Here is a 25,212-nt window from a genome sequence, read left to right on the forward strand (position 1 = left end):
AATTTTGTAATATAGAAACTTTTGCACTCATTCGTCGTCTTAAACTAGGTCGAATGGGTGCTTTTTGGTGTACAAGTGTCCCTACCGTGCTAAAGTGTGATAAAATGGGCAATGATAAAAACAAAAGGTGGAGGTACGATAGTGAAGAAGGTTTGGATGACATCAATGATAAAGTGGCTAGTACTTCCGATGTTTCTTGTGTCAGTAGTATGTGGTATGCCTGCTGCTACAAAAGCAGAGGAAAGTTTGAATTTAAATGTAGATGCAGCAATTTTAATCGATGCAGAAACAGGTAAAATTCTATATGAAAAGAATTCTGAGTCATCGTTAGGTATAGCGAGTATGACGAAAATGATGACGGAGTATTTGTTATTTGAAGCAATAGAAGAGGGTAAAGTGACATGGGATCAACAATACAATGTTACTGAATATACATACAAAATCTCTCAAGATCGTCGTTTAAGTAATGTACCACTTCGTGAGGATGGTAGCTATTCTATTCGGGAACTTTATGAAGCAATGGCTATATATTCAGCAAATGCAGCAACTATTGCCATAGCTGAAACAATTGCAGGAACCGAAGAGAATTTTGTAAAGCTGATGAATGAAAAAGCAGCAGAAATGGGCTTAGAAGGCTATAAATTTGTCAATTCTTCAGGTCTAAACAATGAAGACTTACAAGGAATGCATCCAGCAAGTACCAGTCCTTCTGATGAAAACGTTATGCCTGCAAAGTCAGTAGCAACTCTAGCTTATTATTTAATGAAAGATTTTCCTGAGGTTTTAGAAACAACAAAGATTCCTAAGAAAACATTTCGTAAAGGAACTTCTGATGCAATAGAAATGAGTAACTGGAACTGGATGTTACCAGGTTTAATCTACGAATACGAAGGTGTAGACGGATTAAAAACTGGAACAACAGAATTTGCAGGTCATTCCTTTACTGCGACTGCTCAAAAGAACGGAATGCGTGTGATTTCTGTTGTAATGAAAGCGGTAGATGCGAATGGAAATGGTTCGTACAAGGCTCGTTTTGATGCAACAAGAGCCTTATTAGATTATGGTTTCTCCCAATTTTCTAAAGAAGAGATTGTTCCAGCAGGATATAAAATTCCAGAACAAGAGACATTAAAAGTAGAAAAAGGGAAAGAGGACACAGTAGCAATAGCTGTAAAGAATCCTATTTCTATGGTCGTTAGGACAAATGAAAAAGAATTGTACAAGCCCGTATTTACGGCAAGTAAAGAAAAGCTTGAAGCAGATATTAAGAAGGATACAGTTGTTGGTAAAGTTCACTTAGAGAAATCAGAAGGAACGGACTATGGCTATATACTTGATCATACAGCAGAAACGGACGTAGTAACTACTGAGGATGTAGAACGTGCTAGCTGGTTTAGTTTAATGTTCCAAGGTATTGGTAAGTTTTTCGCAAACTTATGGAATAGCACAACAGATTTTATTGGCGGATTATTTTAAATAACAAAAACACTGTAGCTCATTGGAGTTACAGTGTTTTTGTTATTTCTAAAGCATGCATTAATTGATGAATGGAGGAAGCAACCTCTTCTACTTTTAATCCTCCAAATCCTAATACAAGCTTTGGAACCGCCTTCTCCTCTAATTCTGATGAAATATATTCCTGAAGACCATATATCCGAATGTCAGCCTGCTTCGCACGGTTTACTAATTCCGTCTCTGTTTTAGTTGTATGAATGGTTAATAATATATGCATACCTGCCTGTTCTCCAGAGATTGTAACAGTAGGCTCGTATTGCATAATAGTTTTCGTAATAATCTCTAACTTGCGCTTATAAATTTTTCTCATTTTATTTAAATGTTTTGCGAAGTACCCATCCTCCATAAAGTTTGCTAGTATATGCTGATCCATTCTAGGAACCGTAGCAGAATAATAGGAAAATCGTTGTTTATATTGTAAGAGTAGTGATTTTGGTAATACTGCATAGGCTATGCGTAAGGAGGGCATTAGTGACTTAGAAAACGTACTTAAATAAATAACCCGCTCATTTTGATCGATACCTTGGAGGGCAGGAATAGGTTTACCAGTATACCTAAACTCGCTATCGTAATCATCTTCAATAATATATCGATTATCCTGCTGGTATGCCCACGCGAGTAACTGGCTTCGCCTTGTTGCCGATAATACTGCTCCTGTTGGAAATTGGTGGGAGGGAGTTACGTACATCACATTTGCAAAAGTCTGTTCTAATTTAGCTACTACGATCCCATCGTCATCTACCGGAATAGGTACAGACTTTCTACTATCTTTAAAAAACAAATGATGTGTAAGAGGATATCCAGGATTTTCAAATCCATACACCGCTTTGTCTCCTAGTAAATGAATGATAAGTGGCATAATTTGTTCAGTACCTGAGCCTAGGATAATTTGTTCAGGCGTACTTTTTACTCCTCTAGATTGAAACAAATAAGAAGAGATTTGCTGTCTCAATCCGTAATCTCCTTGAGGATGCCCTAACTGAAGAAGATCTTTGTTTTCATCGTTTACAATGTCCTTCGCATATTTTCTCCAAGTCGCAAAAGGAAATGAATCAGTATCAATTTTCCCTGGAGAAAATTCAATAGAAAAAGAAGATATATTATTTTCTTCTTGCATTATGGAGGGGCTATTCTGTTCAATGATAGCTAATTCTTCTAAACTTTGTACAAAATATCCACGTCTAGGTTCAGAGGAGATAAACCCTTCGGCGACTAATTGGCTATAGGCAAATTCAATCGTCGTTTGACTGACAGCTAAATAATCAGCTAGCTTTCTCTTTGAGGGAAGCTTAATGCCTTCTTCGATTGTACCGTTTATAATTGCTTCTTTTATAGCACGATATAGTTGTTCATATAGTGGAGTTTTTGATTCTTGTATTAGCTGAAACATTAAGAAATCCATCATTTCTCCAATCTGACCACTTTTTTTATTTGTTTTTGATAATTATTGGAGGGTCATATTTTATTATACTAAACTTTATAAAGATATTAGAAAGAAAGCAAAGATGAAAAGACGGGGTTATTTATAATGTTGCTCATTTCAACCGAAGCTAAAAGGTAAAGATGGAATTACGACATATTTTACAAGGATGATTAAGGAAAGACTTGCAAATGAGGTTTACGTATAGTAAAGTATGAGTAATTTCATGAACCAAAAACGATGATAGGAAGCAGTAACAAGCTCGTTTTTTTTAGAGAGTCAGCGGATGGTGGAAGCTGATATAAACACTTGTGAATCCGTCCTTTGAGTTGTGCGGCTGAATTATTAGTAAGTCGTGCCGGTTGAAAAGCCGTTACAGTACAAGTAAGTGGATTTAAGTCTATGACTGGATCAATCAGGGTGGCAACGCGGGTATGCTCTCGTCCCTTTTTCATGGGATGGGGGCTTTTTTGCGTTTTCGAAAATTTTAAGGAGGAATTATTTATGTTAGATGTAAAATTTGTACGAGATAATTATGAAACAGTAAAAGCAAAACTAGCTAAGCGAGGTGAAGATATTTCGGAGTTTGATCAATTCCAACCTTTAGATCAGAAACGTCGTGAATTAATTGCGAAAACGGAAGTGTTAAAGGCTGAAAGAAATGAATTTTCTCAAAAGATATCATTAATGAAAAGAAATAAAGAAAATGCAGATGATCTTATTGCACGTATGCGTGAAGTAGGGGATCAAATAAAAGCTTTAGATGATGAGTTACGAGATGTGGAAGAAAAGTTTGAATATATGATGATGCGTATCCCTAATATTCCACATGACAGTGTGCCGATTGGTGACTCTGAGGATGATAATGTTGAAATATTTAAATGGGGAGAAGTTCCTTCATTTGATTTTGAAACGAAAGCACATTGGGATATTGCAACAGATTTAAAATTAGTAGATTTTGAACGTGCTTCAAAAGTGACCGGAAGTCGTTTTGCATTTTATCGTGGTTTAGGAGCTAGACTAGAACGCGGACTGTTAAATTTCATGATGGATTTGCATGCAGAAGAGCATGGCTATGAAGAAATGCTTCCACCTTATTTAGCAAATCGTGCAAGTCTTACAGGCACTGGGCAACTTCCAAAGTTTGAAGAGGATGCTTTTCTAATTGGAGAAGAGGATTACTTCTTAATACCAACAGCGGAAGTACCTGTAACGAATTTTTATAGAGATGAAATATTAGATGGGGCGGAACTTCCGCAAGCATTCACTGCCTATAGTGCTTGTTTCCGTTCTGAAGCTGGTTCTGCTGGTCGTGATACTCGTGGATTAATACGTCAACATCAATTTAACAAAGTTGAGTTAGTTCGTTTTGTGAAGCCTGAAGATTCTTATGAGCAGTTAGAACTTTTAACTGGTCATGCTGAAAAAGTATTACAACTACTAGGTCTGCCATATCGTAAACTTCATATGTGTACAGCAGATTTAGGCTTTACAGCTGCGAAGAAATACGATTTAGAAGTTTGGTTGCCAAGCTATGGTGAATATAAAGAAATTTCATCTTGCAGTAACTTTGAAGATTTCCAAGCTCGACGTGCCGGAATTCGTTTCCGCCGTGAAGCTGGAGGAAAGCCTGAGTATGTGCACACTTTAAATGGTAGTGGATTAGCTCTAGGACGCACGGTTGCAGCTATTTTAGAAAACTATCAACAAGCGGATGGAACAGTAGTAGTTCCAGAAGTTCTAATTCCTTATATGGGTGGAAAAACAGTTATAAAATAATTATAAAAAGAACCAGATTCGCTATAAACTGCGTTTCTGGTTCTTTTTTTGCTCACGAAGATTACGAAAAAATTGAGTGAGTATATTACCACATTCCTCCGCTAAAACGCCTTCTGTCACTTCACAGCAATGATTAAATCGTTCATCATTCAATAGTCGGTAAAGAGAATCCACACATCCAGCCTTTGCATCTCTTGCTCCATAAACTACTCGAGGTATACGGGACTGTAAAATGGCTCCTGCGCACATCGGGCAAGGCTCTAAGGTAACATATAGTGTTGTTTCTTCAAGTCTCCAATTATTTAATGTTGTACAGGCATCTTGAATCGCAAGTAGTTCTGCATGTGTAGTGGCATTTAGGGTTGTTTCTCTTAAGTTATAGCCTTTTGCTATAACTTGATCCTTATGTACGATTACTGCACCTATGGGAACTTCGCCAATGGCGGCTGCTTTTTTTGCTTCTTCTATGGCTAAATTCATATAATACTCGTCCATACTCATCGACTCCTTTTGCATAGTGTAGCATGTTTTTTTGACAACATGCATACTCTATGATGAAGGAGTGATGCATTGATCCATATAGTTAAACAGGGAGATAGTATTTATGCAATCGCCAAACGGTTCGGAACAACAGTAGAAAGTATAGTAACTATTAACGAAATTCCTGATCCTGATGTATTAGTAGTCGGTCAGGCGCTAGTACTACCATCGACCCCAAGTCCAAATAGACCTACCATTGAAACAAATTTATACGTGGAATGGTATACTGAATTACCCTCGGAACGTGTGCTAGAACAAGTAGAGAAAGTGGCCTCAAATTTAACTTATATGATGCCGTTTTCGTATGAAGTGCTACGAGATGGATCATTAACGAAGATGAATTGGAGTACATTAAGTGAGATTGCAAAAGAGCATCAGGTAGAAACAGTTATTGTCATAGCGAATATCGAAAATTATGCGTTTAATAGTTCCCTAGCTCATACTATTTTTACAGATGAAAAAGTAAAGATGAACTTATTTGAACAATCGGTGGCAGAGGCAGAAAAAAGAGGAACTACTCATATTCATATAGATTTTGAGTATATGGATGCTGAGGACAGAGAAAATTACGTGAACTTTATAAAAGAATTCAAAGAATTTGCCAAAGGGTATGTAATATCCGTAACACTTCCTCCTATAACAAGTGCCGATCAACCAGGAAAATGGTATGAAGCATTTGATTATAAAGCATTGGGTGAAGTGGCAGACTTTGTTGTCATTATGACTTATGAGTGGGGATATAGTGGGGGACCACCAATGGCAGTTTCACCAATTGGACCTGTTCGCAGAGTATTGGAATATGCAAAAACAGAAATAATTCCAAGTAAAATTATGATGGGGCAGAACTTGTATGGATATGATTGGACTTTACCATATAAAGTAGGAAATCCAAATGCTAAAGCAATAAGCCCACAGCAGGCAATTCAATTAGCCAAGGATCGAAATGCGGCAATTGAATACGATCAAAATGCGCAGGCACCATTCTTCCATTATTGGCAGGATGGTATTGAACATGAGGTATGGTTTGAAGATGCACGATCTATTCAAGCTAAGTTCAAACTTTTGAAAGAATTACAGCTACGAGGAATTGCATATTGGCACAGTGGTTTTGATTTTCCACAAAATTGGTATTTACTTCACGAAATGTTCCAAGTGAAGAAAATATAGAGCAAATTAGCCTTTCCTTGGAAAGGTGGATTTGCTCTATTTTTCATTTTCAGCGTGTGTTAAAATAGAAGATACGACTTGAAATCTTAGAGTGAGGTTAAACTTATGTCCATTCCATTTATAACGGTAGAAGGTCCAATAGGGGTTGGTAAGACTTCCTTAGCCAAAGCTATTGCGACTAAATACCAATTTGAATTATTAAAAGAGATTGTGGATGAAAATCCTTTTTTAAATAAGTTTTACGAGGATATTGCAGAATGGAGTTTCCAAACAGAGATGTTTTTTCTGTGTAATCGTTATAAACAATTAAGTGATATAGAGAAAAAATATTTATCAAATGAAAATCCAGTAGTTGCAGATTACCATATTTTCAAAAATCTAATTTTCGCAAAACGTACGTTGAGTGAAGTAGAATATGAAAAGTATGAATCTATCTATCAAATTTTGACGAAAGATATGCCGGTTCCTAATATGGTCATATATATAGATGCAAGTATAGATGTACTTCTCGGGCGAATTGATATGCGCGGAAGAGATTTCGAAAAAAAAATTAGCCCTGACTATTTAGAGCAGCTCTCAGCTGATTATCGTATGTTTATCAATAACTTCGAGAAAAAGCATCCAGAAGTACCCGTTCTTCGATTTAATGGAGATGAGATAGATTTTGTTCAAAATGGACAGGACCTACAAATAATTTTAGAAAAAGTAGATGCAACATTACATAAAAGGAGTTATTAAAACAATGAGTTTAAGAGAGAAGTATGGCATACCTTCTAGTGCAGTTATTACAATCGCAGGAACTGTGGGTGTAGGTAAATCAACAATGACTAAAGCATTAGCAGAAGCGTTACATTTTAAAACATCTTTTGAAAAAGTGGATACAAACCCTTATTTAGATCGTTTCTACGAGGATTTTAATAAATGGAGCTTCCATTTACAAATCTACTTTTTGGCTGAGCGGTTTAAAGAGCAAAAAAGGATGTTTGAGTATGGCGGAGGATTTATCCAAGATCGTTCTATTTACGAGGATACAGGAATATTTGCACAAATGCATAAGGAAAAAGGTACGATGGATCCAGTGGATCATGAAACGTATACAAGCTTGTTTGAAGCGATGGTAATGACACCATATTTTCCACATCCAAACTTACTGATTTATTTGGAAGGATCAATGGATGACATTATTGATCGGATTCATGATAGAGGTCGCCCAATGGAGCAGCAAACACCTATCTCTTATTGGGAAGAGATGCATGGGCGATACGAGAAATGGATTGATGCATTTAATGGTTGCCCAGTACTTCGTTTAAATATTAATGATTATGATATTTTGACAAACCCAGATGACGTAGAGGCAATCTTAGAACGTATTGGTCACTTCATGGAACAAACAGCTATTATTCGTAAATAAACAAAATCCTCCTGTATCTTATGCAGGAGGATTTTTATATAAGTTATTTTCTTAACAAAAAAAGAAGATAACGAAATTCGCTACCTTCTCAATATTCTGAACACTATGTTGTAAGAAAAATTCGTTACCAACGTAACGAATTCAATCTCAAATTTATGCGTGTGTGTATTTAAAATGGAGGAGGAAGAGGGATTCGAACCCCCGCGCGGTATGACCCGCCTGTCGGTTTTCAAGACCGATCCCTTCAGCCAGACTTGGGTATTCCTCCGAAGTACAAGAACTAATTTATCACGGATAAAAATGAAAGTCAACATATTTTTATTAAATTTCTGTTGTTCTAAGTAGAAATTTTAAATGATATTTATTCGAACTTTCTTGAAAAAGAAAGCAAATTGTAGCACAAATATTTTAAATGTTTTCCTATCAGTTACAAAAAGATAGTAATGTAGATAAAATTTATATATGCGTTATCATTGATTTTTGTCTATAAAAAAAGTATACTAGTAAATGCCGTGCTAGGTGGGAAGGTAGCGGTGTCTTGTAACTCGCAATCCGCTCTAGCGAGACTGAACTCCTTCTCTGAGGTTGAATACATGTAGGGTCTGGTATTTGCACGTGATGTTGACGTTTGGGTCCTGCGCAATGGGTACCCATGAACCATGTCAGGTCCGGAAGGAAGCAGCATTAAGTGGTGTTTTCTCATGTGCCGCGGGGTAGCCTAAACCGAGTTAACGACAAAGGTGCCGCTTATGTGTTTCAATCGAAGGAAGGTGCACGGCTTTTATTTTAAATTTCAACTCATTTGTCTAAGAGACAAGTGAGTTTTTTTATTTGGAAAAAAATCTACTATACACAAATAAGCGAACTCTATTAGGCTTTATGTTATAATAGAGATCATTAACAATTAGAAATGAGAAGGAGGGAAATTAGTGTCGTATCAAGCCTTTTACCGTGCTTATCGGCCACAATCGTTTGCGGAAATGTCCGGTCAAACTCATATTAAGCAAACTCTTCAAAATGCCCTCCTTTATAACAAAACAACACATGCGTATTTATTTTCAGGACCACGTGGAACAGGTAAAACAAGTGCAGCAAAAATTTTTGCGAAGGCTTTGAACTGTGAAAATGGTCCAGCAAAAGAACCTTGTAATACATGTGAAACATGTAAAAGTATAACAGAAGGTTCGAATACAGATGTGATTGAATTTGACGCAGCTTCTAATTCACGGGTAGAAGAAATGCGCGATATTATTGAAAAAGTTCGGTTTGCCCCTTCTAATGCTAAATACAAAGTGTATATCATCGATGAGGTGCATATGCTCTCCACAAGTGCATTCAACGCATTACTGAAAACATTAGAAGAACCACCAACACATGCCGTGTTCATATTGGCAACAACAGAGCCGCATAAAATTCCATTAACTATTATTTCTAGATGTCAGCGTTTTGATTTTAAACGAATTACATCAAGTGATATCGTTTCTCGTATGGAAGAAGTTTTAACGGATGCTAAAATTGAATACGATGAAGATGTACTAAAAATTATTGCGCAAGCAGCCGCAGGTGGTATGCGTGATGCACTTAGCATGCTGGATCAAGTCGTGTCATTCAGTGCAGATAAAATGACGATTGAAGATGCACTACTTGTAACTGGTTCAATTGGACAGGACGTGTTTTTTCAATTAGCAGATGCTTTGATAGACAAAGATATAGCAAAGGCACTAGCATGCATAGAAAAGCTAATAGAAGATGGCAAGGATCCAGTTCGATTAACAGAGGATTTTATAACTTTCTATAGAGACTTGCTTGTTTTACTTGTTGCTCCAGAGCAAACTGAATTACTAGAAATTGCAACAGGGGACTCTATGTTTTTAGAGCTTGCTTCTAAGTTTCAAGTAGATGCCTTATATAAAGGTATTTCCATCTTGACGAATACACAACAAGAGATGCGTTTTTCCAATCACGCGAAAGTGTATCTAGAAACAGCGATAATTCGAATGGCACATGTGCCAGTGGAAGGAACGTTCTCAAATGAGAGCAACTCGGAATTAGAAACAAAGGTGAAATTACTAGAAACTCAATTGCAACAATTGCAACAGCAATTAAGTCAAGGAACGTTTTCGCAAGCTAACACTGGAACACAAGATCAACCGAAGCGTCAAAGACAAAAGTCATCTGGTGGCGTTAAAGTGTCAAGTGGTCGAATACAAGAAATCTTGAAAACAGCCACAAAAACCGATATCCAAACGATTAAATCTCAGTGGGCAAATATTTTACAACAATTACAAAAGTCTCATGCAGCATTATTAAACGATGCAGAGCCAGTAGCAGCATCTTCTAATGCATTTGTGTTAAAATTCAAGTATGATATACATTGCCAAATGGCTATGGAGAACAAAACATTTTCCACTTCATTTCCCCAGTTAATTGCTAACCTGACTGGGACTATGTATGAAGTTTTATACGTACCAGAGGAAAATTGGTTGAAGATCAGAGAAGATTTTATTAAACAAAATGGTTTAAAACAAGGCACTCAAGAGAATGAGGAAGAAAATCTGTCTGAACCATCAGGCTCGATGGAACTATTACAAACGATGGAACAGGTAACAGAGGATCCGCTGATAGTGGAAGCAGAGAAATTGTTTGGAAAAGAATTTGTAGAAGTACATGATGACTAAGGAGGAAAATAATTATGCGTGGAATGGGAAATATGCAAGGTATGATGAAACAAATGCAAAAAATGCAAAAGAAGATGGCGGAGGCACAAGAAGAGTTAGCTACACAACGATTTGAAGCAGTTGCTGGTGGTGGTATGGTGAAAGTTGTAGTTTCTGGACAAAAAGAAGTATTGGAAGTAGAACTAGATCCAGCAGTTGTAGATCCAGATGATATTGAAACGCTTCAAGATTTAATCGTCATTGCTACAAACGAAGCGATAAAAAAAGCAGAAGATACAGCGAACTCCACAATGGGTCAATTCACGAAAGGATTGAACCTTCCTGGCATGTTCTAGGAGGAATTATAAATGCATTATCCTGAACCGATATCAAAACTAATTGATAGTTTTATGAAATTGCCAGGAATAGGGCCGAAAACCGCGGCCCGTCTGGCTTTTTTTGTCTTAACCATGAAAGAAGATACTGTTTTAGATTTTGCGAAAGCTTTAGTTGATGCCAAACGAAATTTAAGTTTTTGTTCTGTGTGTGGGCATATAACAGATATTGATCCTTGTCATATATGTCAGGATCAGCAAAGAGATGCATCTTTAATCTGTGTGGTTCAAGACACAAAAGATGTAATTGCGTTGGAAAAAATGAGAGATTACAATGGACGATACCACGTACTTCACGGTGCGATTTCTCCTATGGATGGAATAGGTCCAGAAGATATCAACGTACCTTCACTTTTGAAAAGATTACAAGATACCGAAATAGAAGAGCTAATATTAGCTACTAATCCTACAATAGAAGGGGAAGCAACGGCGATGTATATTTCACGTCTTGTCAAACCGTCTGGTATTAAAACAACAAGAATTGCTCATGGTTTACCTGTAGGTGGAGATTTAGAGTATGCGGATGAAGTAACTCTGTCTAAAGCTCTAGAAGGTCGTCGAGAGTTGTAGGGGGATGGGTTACTGTGATGTTTTCTAAAAAAGGAAAACTGAAAAAAGAATTTGATGAGCAATTTGTAACGCTCATGAAAGACACAAAAGAAGAGTGGCAGCAAGCTCAGTTAATAGAGGATTATTTAAATGACTATGATTTAGAGGCAGTTGCTAAAAGGAAAATGGCAGAAAGTATCCACTTCTATTTATATAAAGAAGCAAGGATTCGAAATGTCGTTCTAAAATAGCATAATAGATGTACTAGCTACATATAATGATAGATATGATTTTATGGAGGGTGTAACTCATGAAGTTTATTATCATTATATGTTCGCTTGTGCTGTTATCTTTTTTGTTATTTAGAAATTCATTTCCAAAGTTTTTTGAAGGTGTGTCTATTTTATTATTTCGTTTAGGTTTTTCTGTACTATTGTTATATGGAGTGCATTTATTACTTGGTTCGATAGGTTATGCAATACCCGTAAATTTGTTCACAGGGGCTGTTGCAGCAGCGTTAGGCATACCCGGAGTAATCTCCGTTGTAGCGATTTCTATGTTAATTTAAAAAAAGTTTTTAAAAAGTGTTGACTTCATTAAGTAAAGCGAGTAATATTGTAGAAGTCGCCAAGAGGTAACACATTCTGGTAGACAACATGAACATTGAAAACTGAACATGCAAAACGTTAAGAAATATAGCAATCAGCTAACTTAGTTAGTTTGATAGCAAAACAATTTTTGACATCATTTAATGATGATGCCAGCAAAACAAATGAGCTTTTTAAGTTCTCTATTATGGAGAGTTTGATCCTGGCTCAGGACGAACGCTGGCGGCATGCCTAATACATGCAAGTCGAGCGAATGACGAAGAAGCTTGCTTCTTCTGATTTAGCGGCGGACGGGTGAGTAACACGTGGGCAACCTGCCCTGTAGATTGGGATAACTCCGGGAAACCGGGGCTAATACCGAATAATCCATTTCCTCTCATGGGGAGATGTTAAAAGACGGTCTCGGCTGTCACTACAGGATGGGCCCGCGGCGCATTAGCTAGTTGGTGAGGTAACGGCTCACCAAGGCGACGATGCGTAGCCGACCTGAGAGGGTGATCGGCCACACTGGGACTGAGACACGGCCCAGACTCCTACGGGAGGCAGCAGTAGGGAATCTTCCACAATGGACGAAAGTCTGATGGAGCAATGCCGCGTGAGTGAAGAAGGTTTTCGGATCGTAAAACTCTGTTGTGAGGGAAGAACAAGTACGAGAGTAACTGCTCGTACCTTGACGGTACCTCATTAGAAAGCCACGGCTAACTACGTGCCAGCAGCCGCGGTAATACGTAGGTGGCAAGCGTTGTCCGGAATTATTGGGCGTAAAGCGCGCGCAGGCGGTCCTTTAAGTCTGATGTGAAATCCCACGGCTCAACCGTGGAAGGTCATTGGAAACTGGGGGACTTGAGTACAGAAGAGGAAAGCGGAATTCCAAGTGTAGCGGTGAAATGCGTAGAGATTTGGAGGAACACCAGTGGCGAAGGCGGCTTTCTGGTCTGTAACTGACGCTGAGGCGCGAAAGCGTGGGGAGCAAACAGGATTAGATACCCTGGTAGTCCACGCCGTAAACGATGAGTGCTAAGTGTTAGGGGGTTTCCGCCCCTTAGTGCTGCAGCTAACGCATTAAGCACTCCGCCTGGGGAGTACGGTCGCAAGACTGAAACTCAAAGGAATTGACGGGGGCCCGCACAAGCGGTGGAGCATGTGGTTTAATTCGAAGCAACGCGAAGAACCTTACCAGGTCTTGACATCCCGCTGACCGCTCTAGAGATAGAGTTTTCCCTTCGGGGACAGCGGTGACAGGTGGTGCATGGTTGTCGTCAGCTCGTGTCGTGAGATGTTGGGTTAAGTCCCGCAACGAGCGCAACCCTTGATCTTAGTTGCCAGCATTCAGTTGGGCACTCTAAGGTGACTGCCGGTGATAAACCGGAGGAAGGTGGGGATGACGTCAAATCATCATGCCCCTTATGACCTGGGCTACACACGTGCTACAATGGACGGTACAGAGGGTCGCAACCCCGCGAGGGTGAGCAAATCCCATAAAACCGTTCTCAGTTCGGATTGTAGGCTGCAACTCGCCTACATGAAGCCGGAATCGCTAGTAATCGTGGATCAGCATGCCACGGTGAATACGTTCCCGGGCCTTGTACACACCGCCCGTCACACCACGAGAGTTTGTAACACCCGAAGTCGGTGGGGTAACCCTTACGGGAGCCAGCCGCCGAAGGTGGGACAGATGATTGGGGTGAAGTCGTAACAAGGTAGCCGTATCGGAAGGTGCGGCTGGATCACCTCCTTTCTAAGGATAATATCGGAATACAGATCTTTATCTGTATCTTAACGTTTTGCAGTTCAGTTTTGAATGTTCATTTTTATATGAAGATTCGATACTTGTTCTTTGAAAACTGGATAAAACGACATTGAAACAATAAACAACAAGAAATTCTGTTGTGATTATTTACGTAATCACGACGTGTAAGACTTTTTAACTTTTAGGTTAAGTTAATAAGGGCGCACGGTGAATGCCTTGGCACTAGGAGTCGACGAAGGACGGCACTAACACCGATATGCTTCGGGGAGCTGTAAGTGAGCTTTGATCCGGAGATTTCCGAATGGGGAAACCCACTGTTCGTAATGGAGCAGTACATTTGCGTGAATACATAGCGCATCTGAGACACACCCAGGGAACTGAAACATCTAAGTACCTGGAGGAAGAGAAAGAAAAATCGATTCCCTGAGTAGCGGCGAGCGAAACGGGAATAGCCCAAACCAAGAGGCTTGCCTCTTGGGGTTGTAGGACACTCTACATAGAGTTACAAAGGAATGAGTTAGACGAAGCGATCTGGAAAGGTCCGCAGGATAGGGTAAAAGCCCCGTAGTCCAAAATTTATTCTCTCTTGAGTGTATCCTGAGTACGGCGGAACACGTGAAATTCCGTCGGAATCCGGGAGGACCATCTCCCAAGGCTAAATACTACCTAGTGACCGATAGTGAACCAGTACCGTGAGGGAAAGGTGAAAAGCACCCCGGAAGGGGAGTGAAATAGATCCTGAAACCGTGTGCCTACAAGTAGTTAGAGCCCGTTAATGGGTGATAGCGTGCCTTTTGTAGAATGAACCGGCGAGTTACGATTACATGCAAGGTTAAGTTGAGAAGACGGAGCCGCAGCGAAAGCGAGTCTGAATAGGGCGAATGAGTATGTGGTCGTAGACCCGAAACCAGGTGATCTACCCATGTCCAGGATGAAGGTAAGGTAACACTTACTGGAGGTCCGAACCCACGCACGTTGAAAAGTGCGGGGATGAGGTGTGGGTAGCGGAGAAATTCCAATCGAACCTGGAGATAGCTGGTTCTCTCCGAAATAGCTTTAGGGCTAGCCTCAAACGTTAGAATCTTGGAGGTAGAGCACTGTTTGGACTAGGGGCCCATCCCGGGTTACCGAATTCAGACAAACTCCGAATGCCAATGATTTATGTTTGGGAGTCAGACTGCGAGTGATAAGATCCGTAGTCAAGAGGGAAACAGCCCAGACCACCAGCTAAGGTCCCAAAGTATTTGTTAAGTGGAAAAGGATGTGGCGTTGCTTAGACAACCAGGATGTTGGCTTAGAAGCAGCCATCATTTAAAGAGTGCGTAATAGCTCACTGGTCGAGTGACGCTGCGCCGAAAATGTATCGGGGCTAAACAAATCACCGAAGCTGTGGATTGATACCTATGGTATCAGTGGTAGGAGAGCGTTCTAAGGGCGTTGAAGTCAGACCGGAAGGACTGGTGGAGCGCTTAGAAGTGAGAATGCCGGTATGAGTAGCGAAAGACGGGTGAGAATCCCGTCCACCGTATGACTAAGGTTTCCTGAGGAAGGCTCGTCCGCTCAGGGTTAGTCGGGACCTAAGCCGAGGCCGATAGGCGTAGGCGATGGATAACAGGTTGATATTCCTGTACCACCAAACCACCGTTTGAGTAATGGGGGGACGCAGAAGGATAGGGTAAGCATGCTGTTGGTTATGCATGTCCAAGCAGTAAGGTGTGAATGTAGGCAAATCCGCATTCTCTAACATTGAGCTGTGATGGCGAGGACGTATGTCCGGAGTTCCTGATTTCACACTGCCAAGAAAAGCCTCTAGCGAGGTGATAGGTGCCCGTACCGCAAACCGACACAGGTAGTCGAGGAGAGAATCCTAAGGTGAGCGAGAGAACTCTCGTTAAGGAACTCGGCAAAATGACCCCGTAACTTCGGGAGAAGGGGTGCTCTTTTGGGTGCATAGCCTAGAAGAGCCGCAGTGAATAGGCCCAGGCGACTGTTTAGCAAAAACACAGGTCTCTGCAAAACCGTAAGGTGAAGTATAGGGGCTGACGCCTGCCCGGTGCTGGAAGGTTAAGAGGAGTGCTTAGCGCAAGCGAAGGTGCGAATTGAAGCCCCAGTAAACGGCGGCCGTAACTATAACGGTCCTAAGGTAGCGAAATTCCTTGTCGGGTAAGTTCCGACCCGCACGAAAGGCGTAACGATCTGGGCACTGTCTCAACGAGAGACTCGGTGAAATTATAGTACCTGTGAAGATGCAGGTTACCCGCGACAGGACGGAAAGACCCCGTGGAGCTTTACTATAGCTTGATATTGAATTTTGGTGCAACTTGTACAGGATAGGCAGGAGCCTTAGAGCCCGGAGCGCCAGCTTCGGAGGAGGCGTCGGTGGGATACTGCCCTGGTTGTATTGAAATTCTAACCCATACCCGTAACCCGGGTAGGAGACAGTGTCAGGCGGGTAGTTTGACTGGGGCGGTCGCCTCCTAAAGTGTAACGGAGGCGCCCAAAGGTTCCCTCAGAATGGTTGGAAATCATTCGAAGAGTGTAAAGGCAGAAGGGAGCTTGACTGCGAGACCTACAAGTCGAGCAGGGTCGAAAGACGGGCTTAGTGATCCGGTGGTTCCGCATGGAAGGGCCATCGCTCAACGGATAAAAGCTACCCCGGGGATAACAGGCTTATCTCCCCCAAGAGTCCACATCGACGGGGAGGTTTGGCACCTCGATGTCGGCTCATCGCATCCTGGGGCTGTAGTCGGTCCCAAGGGTTGGGCTGTTCGCCCATTAAAGCGGTACGCGAGCTGGGTTCAGAACGTCGTGAGACAGTTCGGTCCCTATCCGTCGTGGGCGTAGGAAATTTGAGAGGAGCTGTCCTTAGTACGAGAGGACCGGGATGGACACACCGCTGGTGTACCAGTTGTTCTGCCAAGAGCATCGCTGGGTAGCTATGTGTGGACGGGATAAGTGCTGAAAGCATCTAAGCACGAAGCCCCCCTCAAGATGAGATTTCCCATTACGCAAGTAAGTAAGATCCCTCAAAGACGATGAGGTAGATAGGTTCGGGGTGGAAGCGTGGCGACACGTGCAGCTGACGAATACTAATCGATCGAGGACTTAACCAAATTTGTTTCAGTTCCAATGTCGTTTATCCAGTTTTGAGTGAACAAGCACTCTATATATGAGGGTTTCAAGATACAAGCAGTGCTAGGAAACGATTGAGAGAAGGAAGGAACGTACTAACGTACGTGACTGACAGAACGAATGAAGTTGACAACGCAATGCGCCGTATATTGAAAGCCGAAGAGTCTAGTGATGATGGCGAAGAGGTCACACCCGTTCCCATACCGAACACGGAAGTTAAGCTCTTCAGCGCCGATGGTAGTTGGGGGTCTCCCCCTGTGAGAGTAGGACGTCGCTGGGCACCAAAGAAAAGGTCGTTACCGAATTATCGGTAACGACCTTTTTTGTATAGTTTTTTCATTATTATTAATAGATATTCAAAGAAAAACCTGTCAGAAATAAGTTGCCTACCGTCTTTACTGGGAATTATTCATGTATAATAGAAGAAAGAAATTAGAACGTATAGTGAGGTAATATAATGCAAGAGAAAAGACCATTAGTCGAGGCATTGGAACAATTTCATAAGAAAAAGCCGATTTCTTTTCATGTGCCTGGACATAAGCATGGACTTTTATCCAATTTGCCACGACTTATTAAAGACTCGATGCTGTATGACTTGACTGAATTAAATGGACTGGATGATTATCATCAGCCAGAGGAAACTATTAAAGAAGCAGAGCAATTACTAACTAAGCTATATAACACAGATAAAAGTTTCTTTTTAGTGAATGGCACGACGATTGGAAACCTAGCTATGATTTATGCAACTTGTCGGTATGGAGAGCAAATTATTGTACAAAGGAATGCACATAAATCTATTTTTCATGCTATTGAATTGGTTGGGGCAGAGCCTATTTTTGTATCCCCTGAATGGGATGAACAATCAAAAACGGCATCCTATGTATCATTAGAGGTAATCGAAGAAGCAATTCAACAGTTTCCTTTTGCCAAAGCAGTTGTCTTAACCTATCCAAATTATTATGGGGTTTCCTCTCCGGACTTAGAGAATATCATCAGACTATGTCATAGACTAGAATTACCTGTGTTAGTAGATGAAGCCCATGGTGCACATTTTCATGCACATAATGGATTTCCAAATTCAGCGTTAATGTATGGAGCTGATGTAGTTGTTCAGTCAGCACATAAAACGTTACCAGCTTTAACAATGGGTTCATTTTTACATATTCGTTCTCAATTGATTGATAGCCAAAAAGTAAATAAATACTTAAGAATGCTGCAATCGAGCAGCCCTTCTTATTTAGTCTTAGCCTCTCTTGATGATGCAAGAAGTTATGTGGAAAGATATAGCCCGATGGATTTTAAGCAGTTGATGGATAAAAGAGAAGTGTTTATCGAAGCTTTAGAAACTATTCCGTTAATCGAAGTGGTTCAAGTAGACGATCCATTAAAACTATTAATACGTGTTGGAAAGTATTCAGGTTTCCAGGTACAGCAAGCTTTTGAGAATCAAAATGTATATGTGGAGCTAGCGGATATATACCAAGTCCTGCTCATTCTCCCGTTACTTAAAGTTGAACACGAATATGCATTTGCAGAGATAAGAAAGCGAATAAAATATGCTATAGATAATCTAAAAAATGAAATTCCAGATCTTATGAATAATAATTTGTATCATATAGAACAAAAATCTATTTCTACTTTGCAGATGAATATGGAGTTGCTAAGTGAAAAACAAGGGGAATGGATTCCTTATGTACGAGCGATTGGAAGGATAGCTAAGGGGATGATTGTTCCTTATCCTCCAGGTATCCCGTTAATCTTACCGGGCGAAAAAATTACGGTTCCCATACTTACCGAATTAGAAGAGTGGATTCAAAAAGGTGCATTGTTTCAAGGAGAACATCGATTAGAAGAAAAGTTAATATTTGTAGTGGAGGAGTAACTGTGCAAAAAAGAGGGTATTTTATAACAAGTGAGGGTCCAGAAGGTGCAGGGAAAACAACTGTTATGAATTTATTAGGAAAACGATTAATGGAAGAAGGCTACGATGTTGTAATGACAAGAGAGCCTGGAGGAATTATGATTTCCGAAAAGATTCGTAACATAATTTTAAATAATGAGCATACAATGATGGAAGGCCGTACTGAAGCATTATTATATGCTGCTGCAAGAAGACAACATTTAGTAGAGAAGATTCTACCTGCTTTAGAAGCTGGAAAAATTGTGATTTGTGATAGATTTATTGATAGCTCACTAGCATATCAAGGTTTTGCTCGTGGTATTGGAGTAGAGGAAATATGGGCTATTAATAAGTTTGCTATTGGAGACACAATGCCGGAAAAAACAGTTCTATTTGATGTGGATCCTGAGGTGGGGTTATCTAGAATTAACGCACATAAGGACCGAGAAAAAAACCGATTAGATGTGGAAAATTTAGCATTTCATCAAAAGGTACGAGCTGGTTATTTAGCGTTAGTTGAAAAGTATCCGGAACGTATACAAGTAATTGATGCCTCTCAATCGGTAGAGAAAGTGTTAGAAGAAACATATACAGTCATCAAGCGGGAATTAGAAATTATTAGATAATTCATGGTATAATAAAAGAAAAAATACTAATAGGGGTGAGTATCGATGAAATTGATAGTAGCAGTAGTTCAAGATCAGGATAGTAATCGGTTGTCTAATGCATTAACAAAGGCAAAGTTTAGAGCAACAAAACTGGCAAGTACAGGTGGTTTTTTACGGTCCGGAAATACTACATTTCTAATCGGTACTGATGACTCACTAGTAGCTTCTGCTCTAGAGCTAATAAGAGACAACTGTAGAGCGAGAGAGCAAATGGTAGCACCAGTATCTCCAATGGGAGGAAATGCAGACTCTTATATTCCATATCCAGTCGAGGTTGAGGTTGGAGGGGCTACTGTATTTGTACTCCCAATTGAACAATTCCATCATTTTTAACAATGAAGGAAGGAGTAGTAAACAGTGAAGATTAACCAAGATATGCGTGTTGGTATAGATAGTATTCGAAAAGATGCCATGCAGAATGGAAATCAGTCTGTTAAATTTGGTCAAATGATTACAAAACATGAACAGCGCATGCAGACGGATACTATGACAAGACTTCTCGGAGATATTTCCACAGCAGGGGATCGTCTAGCGCGCTCTCGAAACTTACGTGATATGGCCAAGTTTAAAATGCTTATCCGAAAGTTTTTACATGAAGCTGTCGATTTTGGAATGGGATTAAAACAGTCTCATACATGGAACCGTTTTGGCGAAGGAAGAAAGTTGAAACTGGTGGAAACTATTGATGAAAAATTAGTTGAATTAGCGGAAGAAATTTTAAACCAAGAAAAAAGTTCTATAGACTTGTTAGATAAAATCGGAGAGATAAAAGGCTTACTTATTAATTTATACACGTAAGTTTCCCGTGTTTTCGCATAATGCGAAACGCGGGATTTTTCACAAGAAAGTATATGTTTATAACTCTTATTTGCTTTGCTCCAAAATCAGTCAGGACTTGCATAAGGGATAAAGCTTTTCTTTAGAAAGTGGTGAAAATGATGGAAAACTGGTCGATTGAGGGTGTAGAAAGATTGCAACCCACCGTAGTCAAACAATTACAAATGATTGTATCTAAAAATCGAATCGGACATGCCTATATCTTGGAAGGGGCTAAAGGAACTGGGAAAGAGAAAGTCATGCAATTTTTTGTTCAGCTTCTTTTTTGTGAAGATCCAGTAAATAATGTTCCATGTGAAACATGTCGATCATGTAAAAGATTAAAATCCTTCAATCACCTTAACTATATGCAACTAGAACCTGATGGACAGTTCATAAAAAAAGGACAAGTAGATGAACTGGTTCATGCATTAAGTAAAACTACTATTGAAAAGCAACGAAAGATTTATGTAATACATCATGCAGACCAATTAAATGCAAGTGCTGCAAACACGCTATTAAAGTTTTTAGAAGAGCCTCAAAGCGAGATAACAGCCATTCTATTAACCGATAGAATGCATGCTTTACTTCCAACTATTCGATCCAGATGTCAGCATTTAAGTTTATCTCCAATGCCTACTGCTATCTTAAAACAGAAGTTAATAGAAGAGGGAATCACTGATTCTATGGCTTCTACTGTTTGTAAAATGACGAATCAAGTAGAAGAAGCAATTAGTTTGGCGAAAGATGAGCAGTTTGGACTTGTAAGGAAATCAGTGTTAAAATTGGTTGAAGCGAATGGAAGAAGTGTTCAGGATGCATTGATGTGTATTCATGAAGATTTTGGATCATTGCTTAAAGAGAAAGAGCAGGCCGAACAAGCGTTAGATTTACTACTATTTGCATATCGTGATATAGTAGCTATAAAAGCAAGTCCCATCGCAGATTGTACTTTTCCAGATATGATTTCTTATTGGAAACAGATTGCCCTGCAAACAACGTATGAGCAATTATCGAAGCAATTAGAAATGATTTTACATGCAAAGCAAAACTTGCATAAAAATATGAATCGGACACTGATGATGGAGCAGTTAATGCTTAACCTGCAGGAGGGATTTACTTTTGTATAATGTTGTAGGAGTCCGCTTTAAAAAAGCGGGTAAAATATATTATTTTGATCCAGTGGATTTTGCTTTAGAGAAAGATGATTATGTAATCGTCGAAACTGCAAGAGGAGTAGAGTATGGAAAAGTGGTGGTTCCGATTAAGCAAGTCGGAGAACATGACGTTGTACTTCCTCTAAAACAAGTAGTAAGGCCTTCTTCGGATAAAGATCGTATCCAAGTAGAAGAAAATAGGTTAGAATCAGCTCAAGCACTTGCGCTAGGGACTGAAAAGATTATCGAAAGAAATCTTGAAATGAAGTTGGTAGACGTTGAATATACATTCGACCGGAATAAAATTATTTTTTATTTTACTGCAGAAGGTCGCGTAGACTTTCGGGATTTGGTAAAAGATTTAGCCTCAGTATTTAGAACTCGTATTGAACTTAGACAAATTGGAGTTCGTGATGAAGCAAAAATGTTAGGTGGTATAGGCCCATGTGGTCGTATGCTTTGCTGTTCTACATTTTTAGGAGATTTTGAGCCAGTTTCTATAAAAATGGCGAAAGATCAAAACTTATCACTGAATCCATCTAAAATTTCTGGACTTTGTGGTCGACTTATGTGCTGCTTAAAGTACGAGAACGATGAATACGAGACTGCTAGAGAACAAATGCCGGATATTGGAGACAGAGTTGAAACACCTGATGGGTTAGGTAGAGTAGTGAGTATGAATATTTTGGAGCGAGTTTTACGTATAGAACTACCTGATCCACAACGTGTTCTAGATTATACGTTAGAAGAAATTACAAACCATGCAACAAATCAGGTGCAATGGTCGGGGCAATGAGGTGAATGTGTGATGGACCGCAATTTTTTTGATACAATTATAGATTTTGAAAAACAATTAGAGTCCACGCAGCTGCAATTTCGCGCTTTAAAAGAATTTGTGGCGATAATGGTTGAAGAACGTGAAGCGCTACAACAAGAGAATAATCATTTAAGACAACGACTCGATGAAATGCATGAAAAAGAAATGATGCTCGAAAAAATGAGAGATGAGAAATTGAACAAGTTTGATGTAGGAGAGGGCCATGATAATTTAGCTCGACTTTATCAAGAAGGCTACCATGTATGTCATGTTCACTTTGGAAGCTCTCGTAAAGAAGAAGATTGTCTATTTTGTCTTTCATTTTTAAATAAACAAAACAGCTAATCAATTGACTGATGCCACTCCATAAGTGGGTGTCAGTCTTTTATTTTGCTTGGGGGTAAAAGTTATGGAACAATGGTTAAAGGATGACGAAAGGCTCGATTATTTATTGGCAGAGGATTTACGCATTATTCAAAGTCCTTCTGTCTTCTCCTTTTCTTTGGATGCAGTATTGCTATCAAGATTTACATATGTACCGATTAAAAAGGGGAAAATTGTAGATATTTGTTCAGGAAATGGGGCGATCCCATTATTTCTAAGTGCTCGAACAAATGCTGAAATTATAGGAGTGGAATTACAAGAAAGATTAGCAGATATGGCTACAAGAAGTGTTCAGTTCAATAATCTCAACGACCAAATTACTATTATGGAAGCAGATGTAAAGGGTATTGCTAAAGAGATTGGTTCCGAAAAATTTGATGTTGTTACTTGTAATCCTCCCTATTTTCCAGCGCATGAGGCAAGTGAGAAAAACTTAAAAGAGCATTTAGCGATTGCCCGACATGAGATTTATCTTACCTTGGATGAAGCAGTTCAATCTGCAAGCGAGTTATTAAAACAGGGTGGGAAAGCTTCCTTTGTTCATCGTCCTGGAAGACTTCTCGATATCGTAACTGCAATGAGAGCTAATCGATTAGAGCCAAAAAGAATTCGTTTTGTCTATCCAAAAGAAGGAAAAGAAGCTAACACATTGCTGATTGAAGGTATAAAAGATGGAAAGCCTGACTTGAGGATATTGCCGCCTTTATATGTGTATGGAGATGATGGAAAATATACGCAAGAAGTAAAAGAGATGCTGTATGGAAAAGAGTGAAAAACAGCATACTTTTTACGTGTTAGAATGTAAGGACGGATCTTATTATGCTGGTTATACGAATAATTTAGAGAAAAGAATAAAAGTACATAATGAAGGAAAGGGAGCAAAGTATACACGTGCCAAGCGGCCAGTTAGTTGTATATATAGTGAATTGTACGAAACGAAGCAAGAGGCTATGCAAGCAGAATATGCTTTTAAGCAGCTGACGAGAAAACAAAAAATAAATTATATGGGGGCAAGTAAATGATGAAATCTCAAAAATCGACCGAGCATGAACATAGTAGCTGCTTGTATTTAGTTGCAACACCCATTGGTAACTTAGAAGACATGACGATGAGAGCTATTCGGATATTAAAAGAAGTAGATATTATTGCAGCAGAGGATACAAGAAATACAAAAAAACTGTGTAACTACTTTGAGATTTCGACGCCACTAATAAGTTATCACGACCATAACCTACAAGCTGGTGGAGAAAAACTATTGGAGTTGTTGAGAGAGGGAAAACGTATAGCGTTAGTTAGTGATGCGGGTCTTCCTTGTATTTCCGATCCTGGTGCAGATATTGCTGCTAAAGCAGTAAAAGAAGGATTTGCTGTTGTGCCAGTCCCTGGAGCAAATGCTGCACTTAGTGCACTAATTGCATCCGGACTGACAACACAACCATTTTTCTTTTATGGCTTTTTAAGTCGCAATAAAAAAGAAAGAAAAGTAGAAATTGAAAAGCTACAAAAAAGACAAGAGTCCGTTATTTTATATGAGTCACCACATCGCTTAAAGGAATCTTTACGGGATATGCAGTCTATCATAGATGGGACACGCAAGATTGTATTAGCACGAGAGCTAACTAAGAAGTTTGAAGAGTTTTTAAGAGGTACGATTGACGAAGCTATTGAGTGGGTGGAACAGGCAGAAATTCGAGGAGAGTTCTGTATTGTGTTAGAAGGAAATGAAAATGCAGTAGAAATAAGTGAAGAAACACCATGGTGGTCAAAACTAACAATGGAAGAGCATGTGGACCAACTAATAGAAGAGAAACATTGTACTTCAAAGGAAGCTATTAAAGAAGTGGCGATCCAAAGAGGCCTATCTAAAAGAGAAGTCTATCAAAATTATCATATAGATTAGCAATGCACAAGCTTCTATGCCAGCCCCGACAATCTTGAAGCGACTCGAGGGGATAGGCGCTGGAGCTAGACATCTAAAAAGAACCGTAAACTAAAAAGTTTACGGTTCTTTTTAATAATTATTTTAGGTTACTTTGAATCTCTTTGATTAGTAATTCTGCACCTTCTGGGCTTAGAATTAGTTTTCCACCAACTAGACGTAGGTTATCATCTGATACTTCACCAGTTACAGCACAAGTCATATTTGGCATATATTTTTTTAAAATAATTTTATCATCATCTACATAAATCTCTAATGCATCTTTTTCAGCAATACCTAACGTGCGACGTAATTCAATTGGAATAACTACACGACCTAATTCATCAACTTTACGTACAATACCTGTAGATTTCATAAAAAATTGTTCTCCTCTCAAGAGTGCATATTTTTCGCCAAGATTCGACATAAACCTCTTTTATGTAATATATCATACCAAGTACTACCATTTTCGTCAATAATTAATGCTTTAGCGAAAGAGAGTAATGTAATAGTATTTTGATGTTTATTTAACTTTTTATTAAAAATACGTTTCTTTTTAAGGTAAATAGGAATTATTTTGATATATTATCTAGTTTTTTGAAATTTATTACTTGGCAATTTTCATTCGA

Annotated in this window: 23 protein-coding genes, 1 tRNA gene, 3 rRNA genes, 1 other RNA gene and 1 other annotated feature; of the genes, 24 read left to right on the forward strand and 4 right to left on the reverse strand. The window is 39.4% G+C overall.

Features of this window, described 5'->3' with window-relative positions:
- The first annotated feature begins 141 nt into the window (after positions 1–141).
- Entirely contained in the window at positions 142–1,476 is a 1,335-nt protein-coding gene (locus ACN6MX_RS19925; RefSeq protein WP_419960497.1) for a serine hydrolase, read from the forward strand.
- Positions 1,477–1,504: 28 nt separating this feature from the next.
- Here ACN6MX_RS19925 and ACN6MX_RS19930 read toward each other — a convergent pair whose 3' ends face one another.
- Positions 1,505–2,917, reverse strand: coding sequence for a PLP-dependent aminotransferase family protein (locus ACN6MX_RS19930; protein WP_419962674.1), 1,413 nt, complete (start codon positions 2,915–2,917; stop codon positions 1,505–1,507).
- 249 nt (positions 2,918–3,166) lie between these two features.
- Positions 3,167–3,386, forward strand: a binding site (T-box leader).
- Between the two features lie 53 nt (positions 3,387–3,439).
- On the opposite strand from ACN6MX_RS19930, the gene serS reads away from it, so the two are divergent.
- Positions 3,440–4,714 (forward strand): serine--tRNA ligase, encoded by a 1,275-nt coding sequence (serS, locus tag ACN6MX_RS19935; RefSeq protein WP_419960498.1) that lies wholly within the window; start codon positions 3,440–3,442, stop codon positions 4,712–4,714.
- Positions 4,715–4,735: 21 nt separating this feature from the next.
- Here the strand turns inward: serS and tadA are convergent, their stop codons facing one another.
- Positions 4,736–5,215 carry a tRNA adenosine(34) deaminase TadA gene (tadA, locus tag ACN6MX_RS19940; RefSeq protein WP_419960499.1) on the reverse strand — a complete coding sequence of 160 codons (480 nt, stop codon included), beginning with the start codon at positions 5,213–5,215 and terminating at the stop codon, positions 4,736–4,738.
- 69 nt (positions 5,216–5,284) lie between these two features.
- Here tadA and ACN6MX_RS19945 point away from each other — a divergent pair, with 69 nt between their 5' ends.
- From ACN6MX_RS19945 to ACN6MX_RS19955, 3 genes are all read left to right on the forward strand, one after another.
- Complete coding sequence (locus ACN6MX_RS19945; RefSeq protein ID WP_419960500.1) at positions 5,285–6,421, forward strand: glycosyl hydrolase family 18 protein; 1,137 nt, start codon at positions 5,285–5,287, stop codon at positions 6,419–6,421.
- Positions 6,422–6,526: 105 nt separating this feature from the next.
- A complete protein-coding gene (locus tag ACN6MX_RS19950) occupies positions 6,527–7,159 on the forward strand; it encodes a deoxynucleoside kinase (RefSeq protein WP_419960501.1) in 633 nt (210 codons plus the stop codon).
- 4 nt (positions 7,160–7,163) lie between these two features.
- The gene (locus ACN6MX_RS19955; RefSeq protein ID WP_419960502.1) at positions 7,164–7,832 is read left to right on the forward strand and encodes a deoxynucleoside kinase; all 669 of its coding nucleotides are present in this window, start codon (positions 7,164–7,166) and stop codon (positions 7,830–7,832) included.
- A 175-nt stretch (positions 7,833–8,007) separates the two neighbouring features.
- Here ACN6MX_RS19955 and ACN6MX_RS19960 read toward each other — a convergent pair.
- Positions 8,008–8,100 (reverse strand) — tRNA-Ser (locus tag ACN6MX_RS19960).
- 242 nt (positions 8,101–8,342) lie between these two features.
- On the opposite strand from ACN6MX_RS19960, the gene ffs reads away from it, so the two are divergent.
- The 19 genes from ffs (at position 8,343) to rsmI (ending at position 24,565) form a co-directional block, all read left to right on the forward strand.
- Positions 8,343–8,610: signal recognition particle sRNA large type (ffs, locus tag ACN6MX_RS19965), an RNA gene on the forward strand.
- 151 nt (positions 8,611–8,761) lie between these two features.
- Positions 8,762–10,510, forward strand: coding sequence for a DNA polymerase III subunit gamma/tau (gene dnaX / locus ACN6MX_RS19970; protein WP_419960503.1), 1,749 nt, complete (start codon positions 8,762–8,764; stop codon positions 10,508–10,510).
- A gap of 14 nt (positions 10,511–10,524) precedes the next feature.
- Positions 10,525–10,845 (forward strand): YbaB/EbfC family nucleoid-associated protein, encoded by a 321-nt coding sequence (locus tag ACN6MX_RS19975; protein WP_419960504.1) that lies wholly within the window; start codon positions 10,525–10,527, stop codon positions 10,843–10,845.
- 12 nt (positions 10,846–10,857) lie between these two features.
- On the forward strand, positions 10,858–11,454 hold the full coding sequence (gene recR, locus ACN6MX_RS19980) for a recombination mediator RecR (RefSeq protein ID WP_090571068.1): 597 nt from the start codon (positions 10,858–10,860) through the stop codon (positions 11,452–11,454).
- Between the two features lie 14 nt (positions 11,455–11,468).
- A complete protein-coding gene (locus tag ACN6MX_RS19985) occupies positions 11,469–11,684 on the forward strand; it encodes a YaaL family protein (RefSeq protein ID WP_419960505.1) in 216 nt (71 codons plus the stop codon).
- Positions 11,685–11,743: 59 nt separating this feature from the next.
- Positions 11,744–12,001 (forward strand): pro-sigmaK processing inhibitor BofA family protein, encoded by a 258-nt coding sequence (locus ACN6MX_RS19990; protein ID WP_419960506.1) that lies wholly within the window; start codon positions 11,744–11,746, stop codon positions 11,999–12,001.
- Between the two features lie 224 nt (positions 12,002–12,225).
- Positions 12,226–13,779 (forward strand): 16S ribosomal RNA (locus tag ACN6MX_RS19995).
- Positions 13,780–13,975: 196 nt separating this feature from the next.
- Positions 13,976–16,904: ribosomal RNA gene (locus tag ACN6MX_RS20000) — 23S ribosomal RNA — on the forward strand.
- A gap of 183 nt (positions 16,905–17,087) precedes the next feature.
- Positions 17,088–17,203, forward strand: a 5S ribosomal RNA gene (rrf, locus tag ACN6MX_RS20005).
- Together the 16S, 23S and 5S rRNA genes form the textbook arrangement of a ribosomal RNA operon.
- Before the next feature lie 177 nt (positions 17,204–17,380).
- Positions 17,381–18,805: an aminotransferase class I/II-fold pyridoxal phosphate-dependent enzyme gene (locus tag ACN6MX_RS20010; RefSeq protein WP_419960507.1), complete on the forward strand. Its 1,425-nt coding sequence runs from the start codon at positions 17,381–17,383 to the stop codon at positions 18,803–18,805.
- 2 nt (positions 18,806–18,807) lie between these two features.
- Positions 18,808–19,449 carry a dTMP kinase gene (gene tmk / locus ACN6MX_RS20015; RefSeq protein ID WP_419960508.1) on the forward strand — a complete coding sequence of 214 codons (642 nt, stop codon included), beginning with the start codon at positions 18,808–18,810 and terminating at the stop codon, positions 19,447–19,449.
- A 45-nt stretch (positions 19,450–19,494) separates the two neighbouring features.
- Complete coding sequence (locus ACN6MX_RS20020; RefSeq protein ID WP_093276576.1) at positions 19,495–19,824, forward strand: cyclic-di-AMP receptor; 330 nt, start codon at positions 19,495–19,497, stop codon at positions 19,822–19,824.
- Between the two features lie 24 nt (positions 19,825–19,848).
- Complete coding sequence (locus tag ACN6MX_RS20025) at positions 19,849–20,289, forward strand: YaaR family protein (protein ID WP_419960509.1); 441 nt, start codon at positions 19,849–19,851, stop codon at positions 20,287–20,289.
- A 137-nt stretch (positions 20,290–20,426) separates the two neighbouring features.
- Positions 20,427–21,437 carry a DNA polymerase III subunit delta' gene (gene holB, locus ACN6MX_RS20030; RefSeq protein ID WP_419960510.1) on the forward strand — a complete coding sequence of 337 codons (1,011 nt, stop codon included), beginning with the start codon at positions 20,427–20,429 and terminating at the stop codon, positions 21,435–21,437.
- Complete coding sequence (locus ACN6MX_RS20035) at positions 21,430–22,260, forward strand: PSP1 domain-containing protein (protein ID WP_419960511.1); 831 nt, start codon at positions 21,430–21,432, stop codon at positions 22,258–22,260. The genes holB and ACN6MX_RS20035 overlap by 8 nt, the downstream gene beginning before the upstream one ends.
- 12 nt (positions 22,261–22,272) lie before the next feature.
- Positions 22,273–22,626 carry a DNA replication initiation control protein YabA gene (gene yabA / locus ACN6MX_RS20040; protein WP_419960512.1) on the forward strand — a complete coding sequence of 118 codons (354 nt, stop codon included), beginning with the start codon at positions 22,273–22,275 and terminating at the stop codon, positions 22,624–22,626.
- Between the two features lie 64 nt (positions 22,627–22,690).
- A complete protein-coding gene (locus tag ACN6MX_RS20045) occupies positions 22,691–23,437 on the forward strand; it encodes a tRNA1(Val) (adenine(37)-N6)-methyltransferase (protein ID WP_419960513.1) in 747 nt (248 codons plus the stop codon).
- Positions 23,424–23,687, forward strand: a complete 264-nt coding sequence (locus ACN6MX_RS20050; RefSeq protein WP_419960514.1) for a GIY-YIG nuclease family protein — start codon at positions 23,424–23,426, stop codon at positions 23,685–23,687. The genes ACN6MX_RS20045 and ACN6MX_RS20050 overlap by 14 nt, the downstream gene beginning before the upstream one ends.
- Positions 23,687–24,565: a 16S rRNA (cytidine(1402)-2'-O)-methyltransferase gene (gene rsmI, locus ACN6MX_RS20055; RefSeq protein ID WP_419962675.1), complete on the forward strand. Its 879-nt coding sequence runs from the start codon at positions 23,687–23,689 to the stop codon at positions 24,563–24,565. Before ACN6MX_RS20050 ends, rsmI begins: the two co-directional genes overlap by 1 nt.
- Before the next feature lie 118 nt (positions 24,566–24,683).
- Here rsmI and ACN6MX_RS20060 read toward each other — a convergent pair whose 3' ends face one another.
- The gene (locus ACN6MX_RS20060; protein WP_053592248.1) at positions 24,684–24,959 is read right to left on the reverse strand and encodes an AbrB/MazE/SpoVT family DNA-binding domain-containing protein; all 276 of its coding nucleotides are present in this window, start codon (positions 24,957–24,959) and stop codon (positions 24,684–24,686) included.
- Positions 24,960–25,212: the final 253 nt, after the last annotated feature.

Source organism: Psychrobacillus sp. BM2 (assembly GCF_048572895.1).
GTDB lineage: Bacteria > Bacillota > Bacilli > Bacillales_A > Planococcaceae > Psychrobacillus.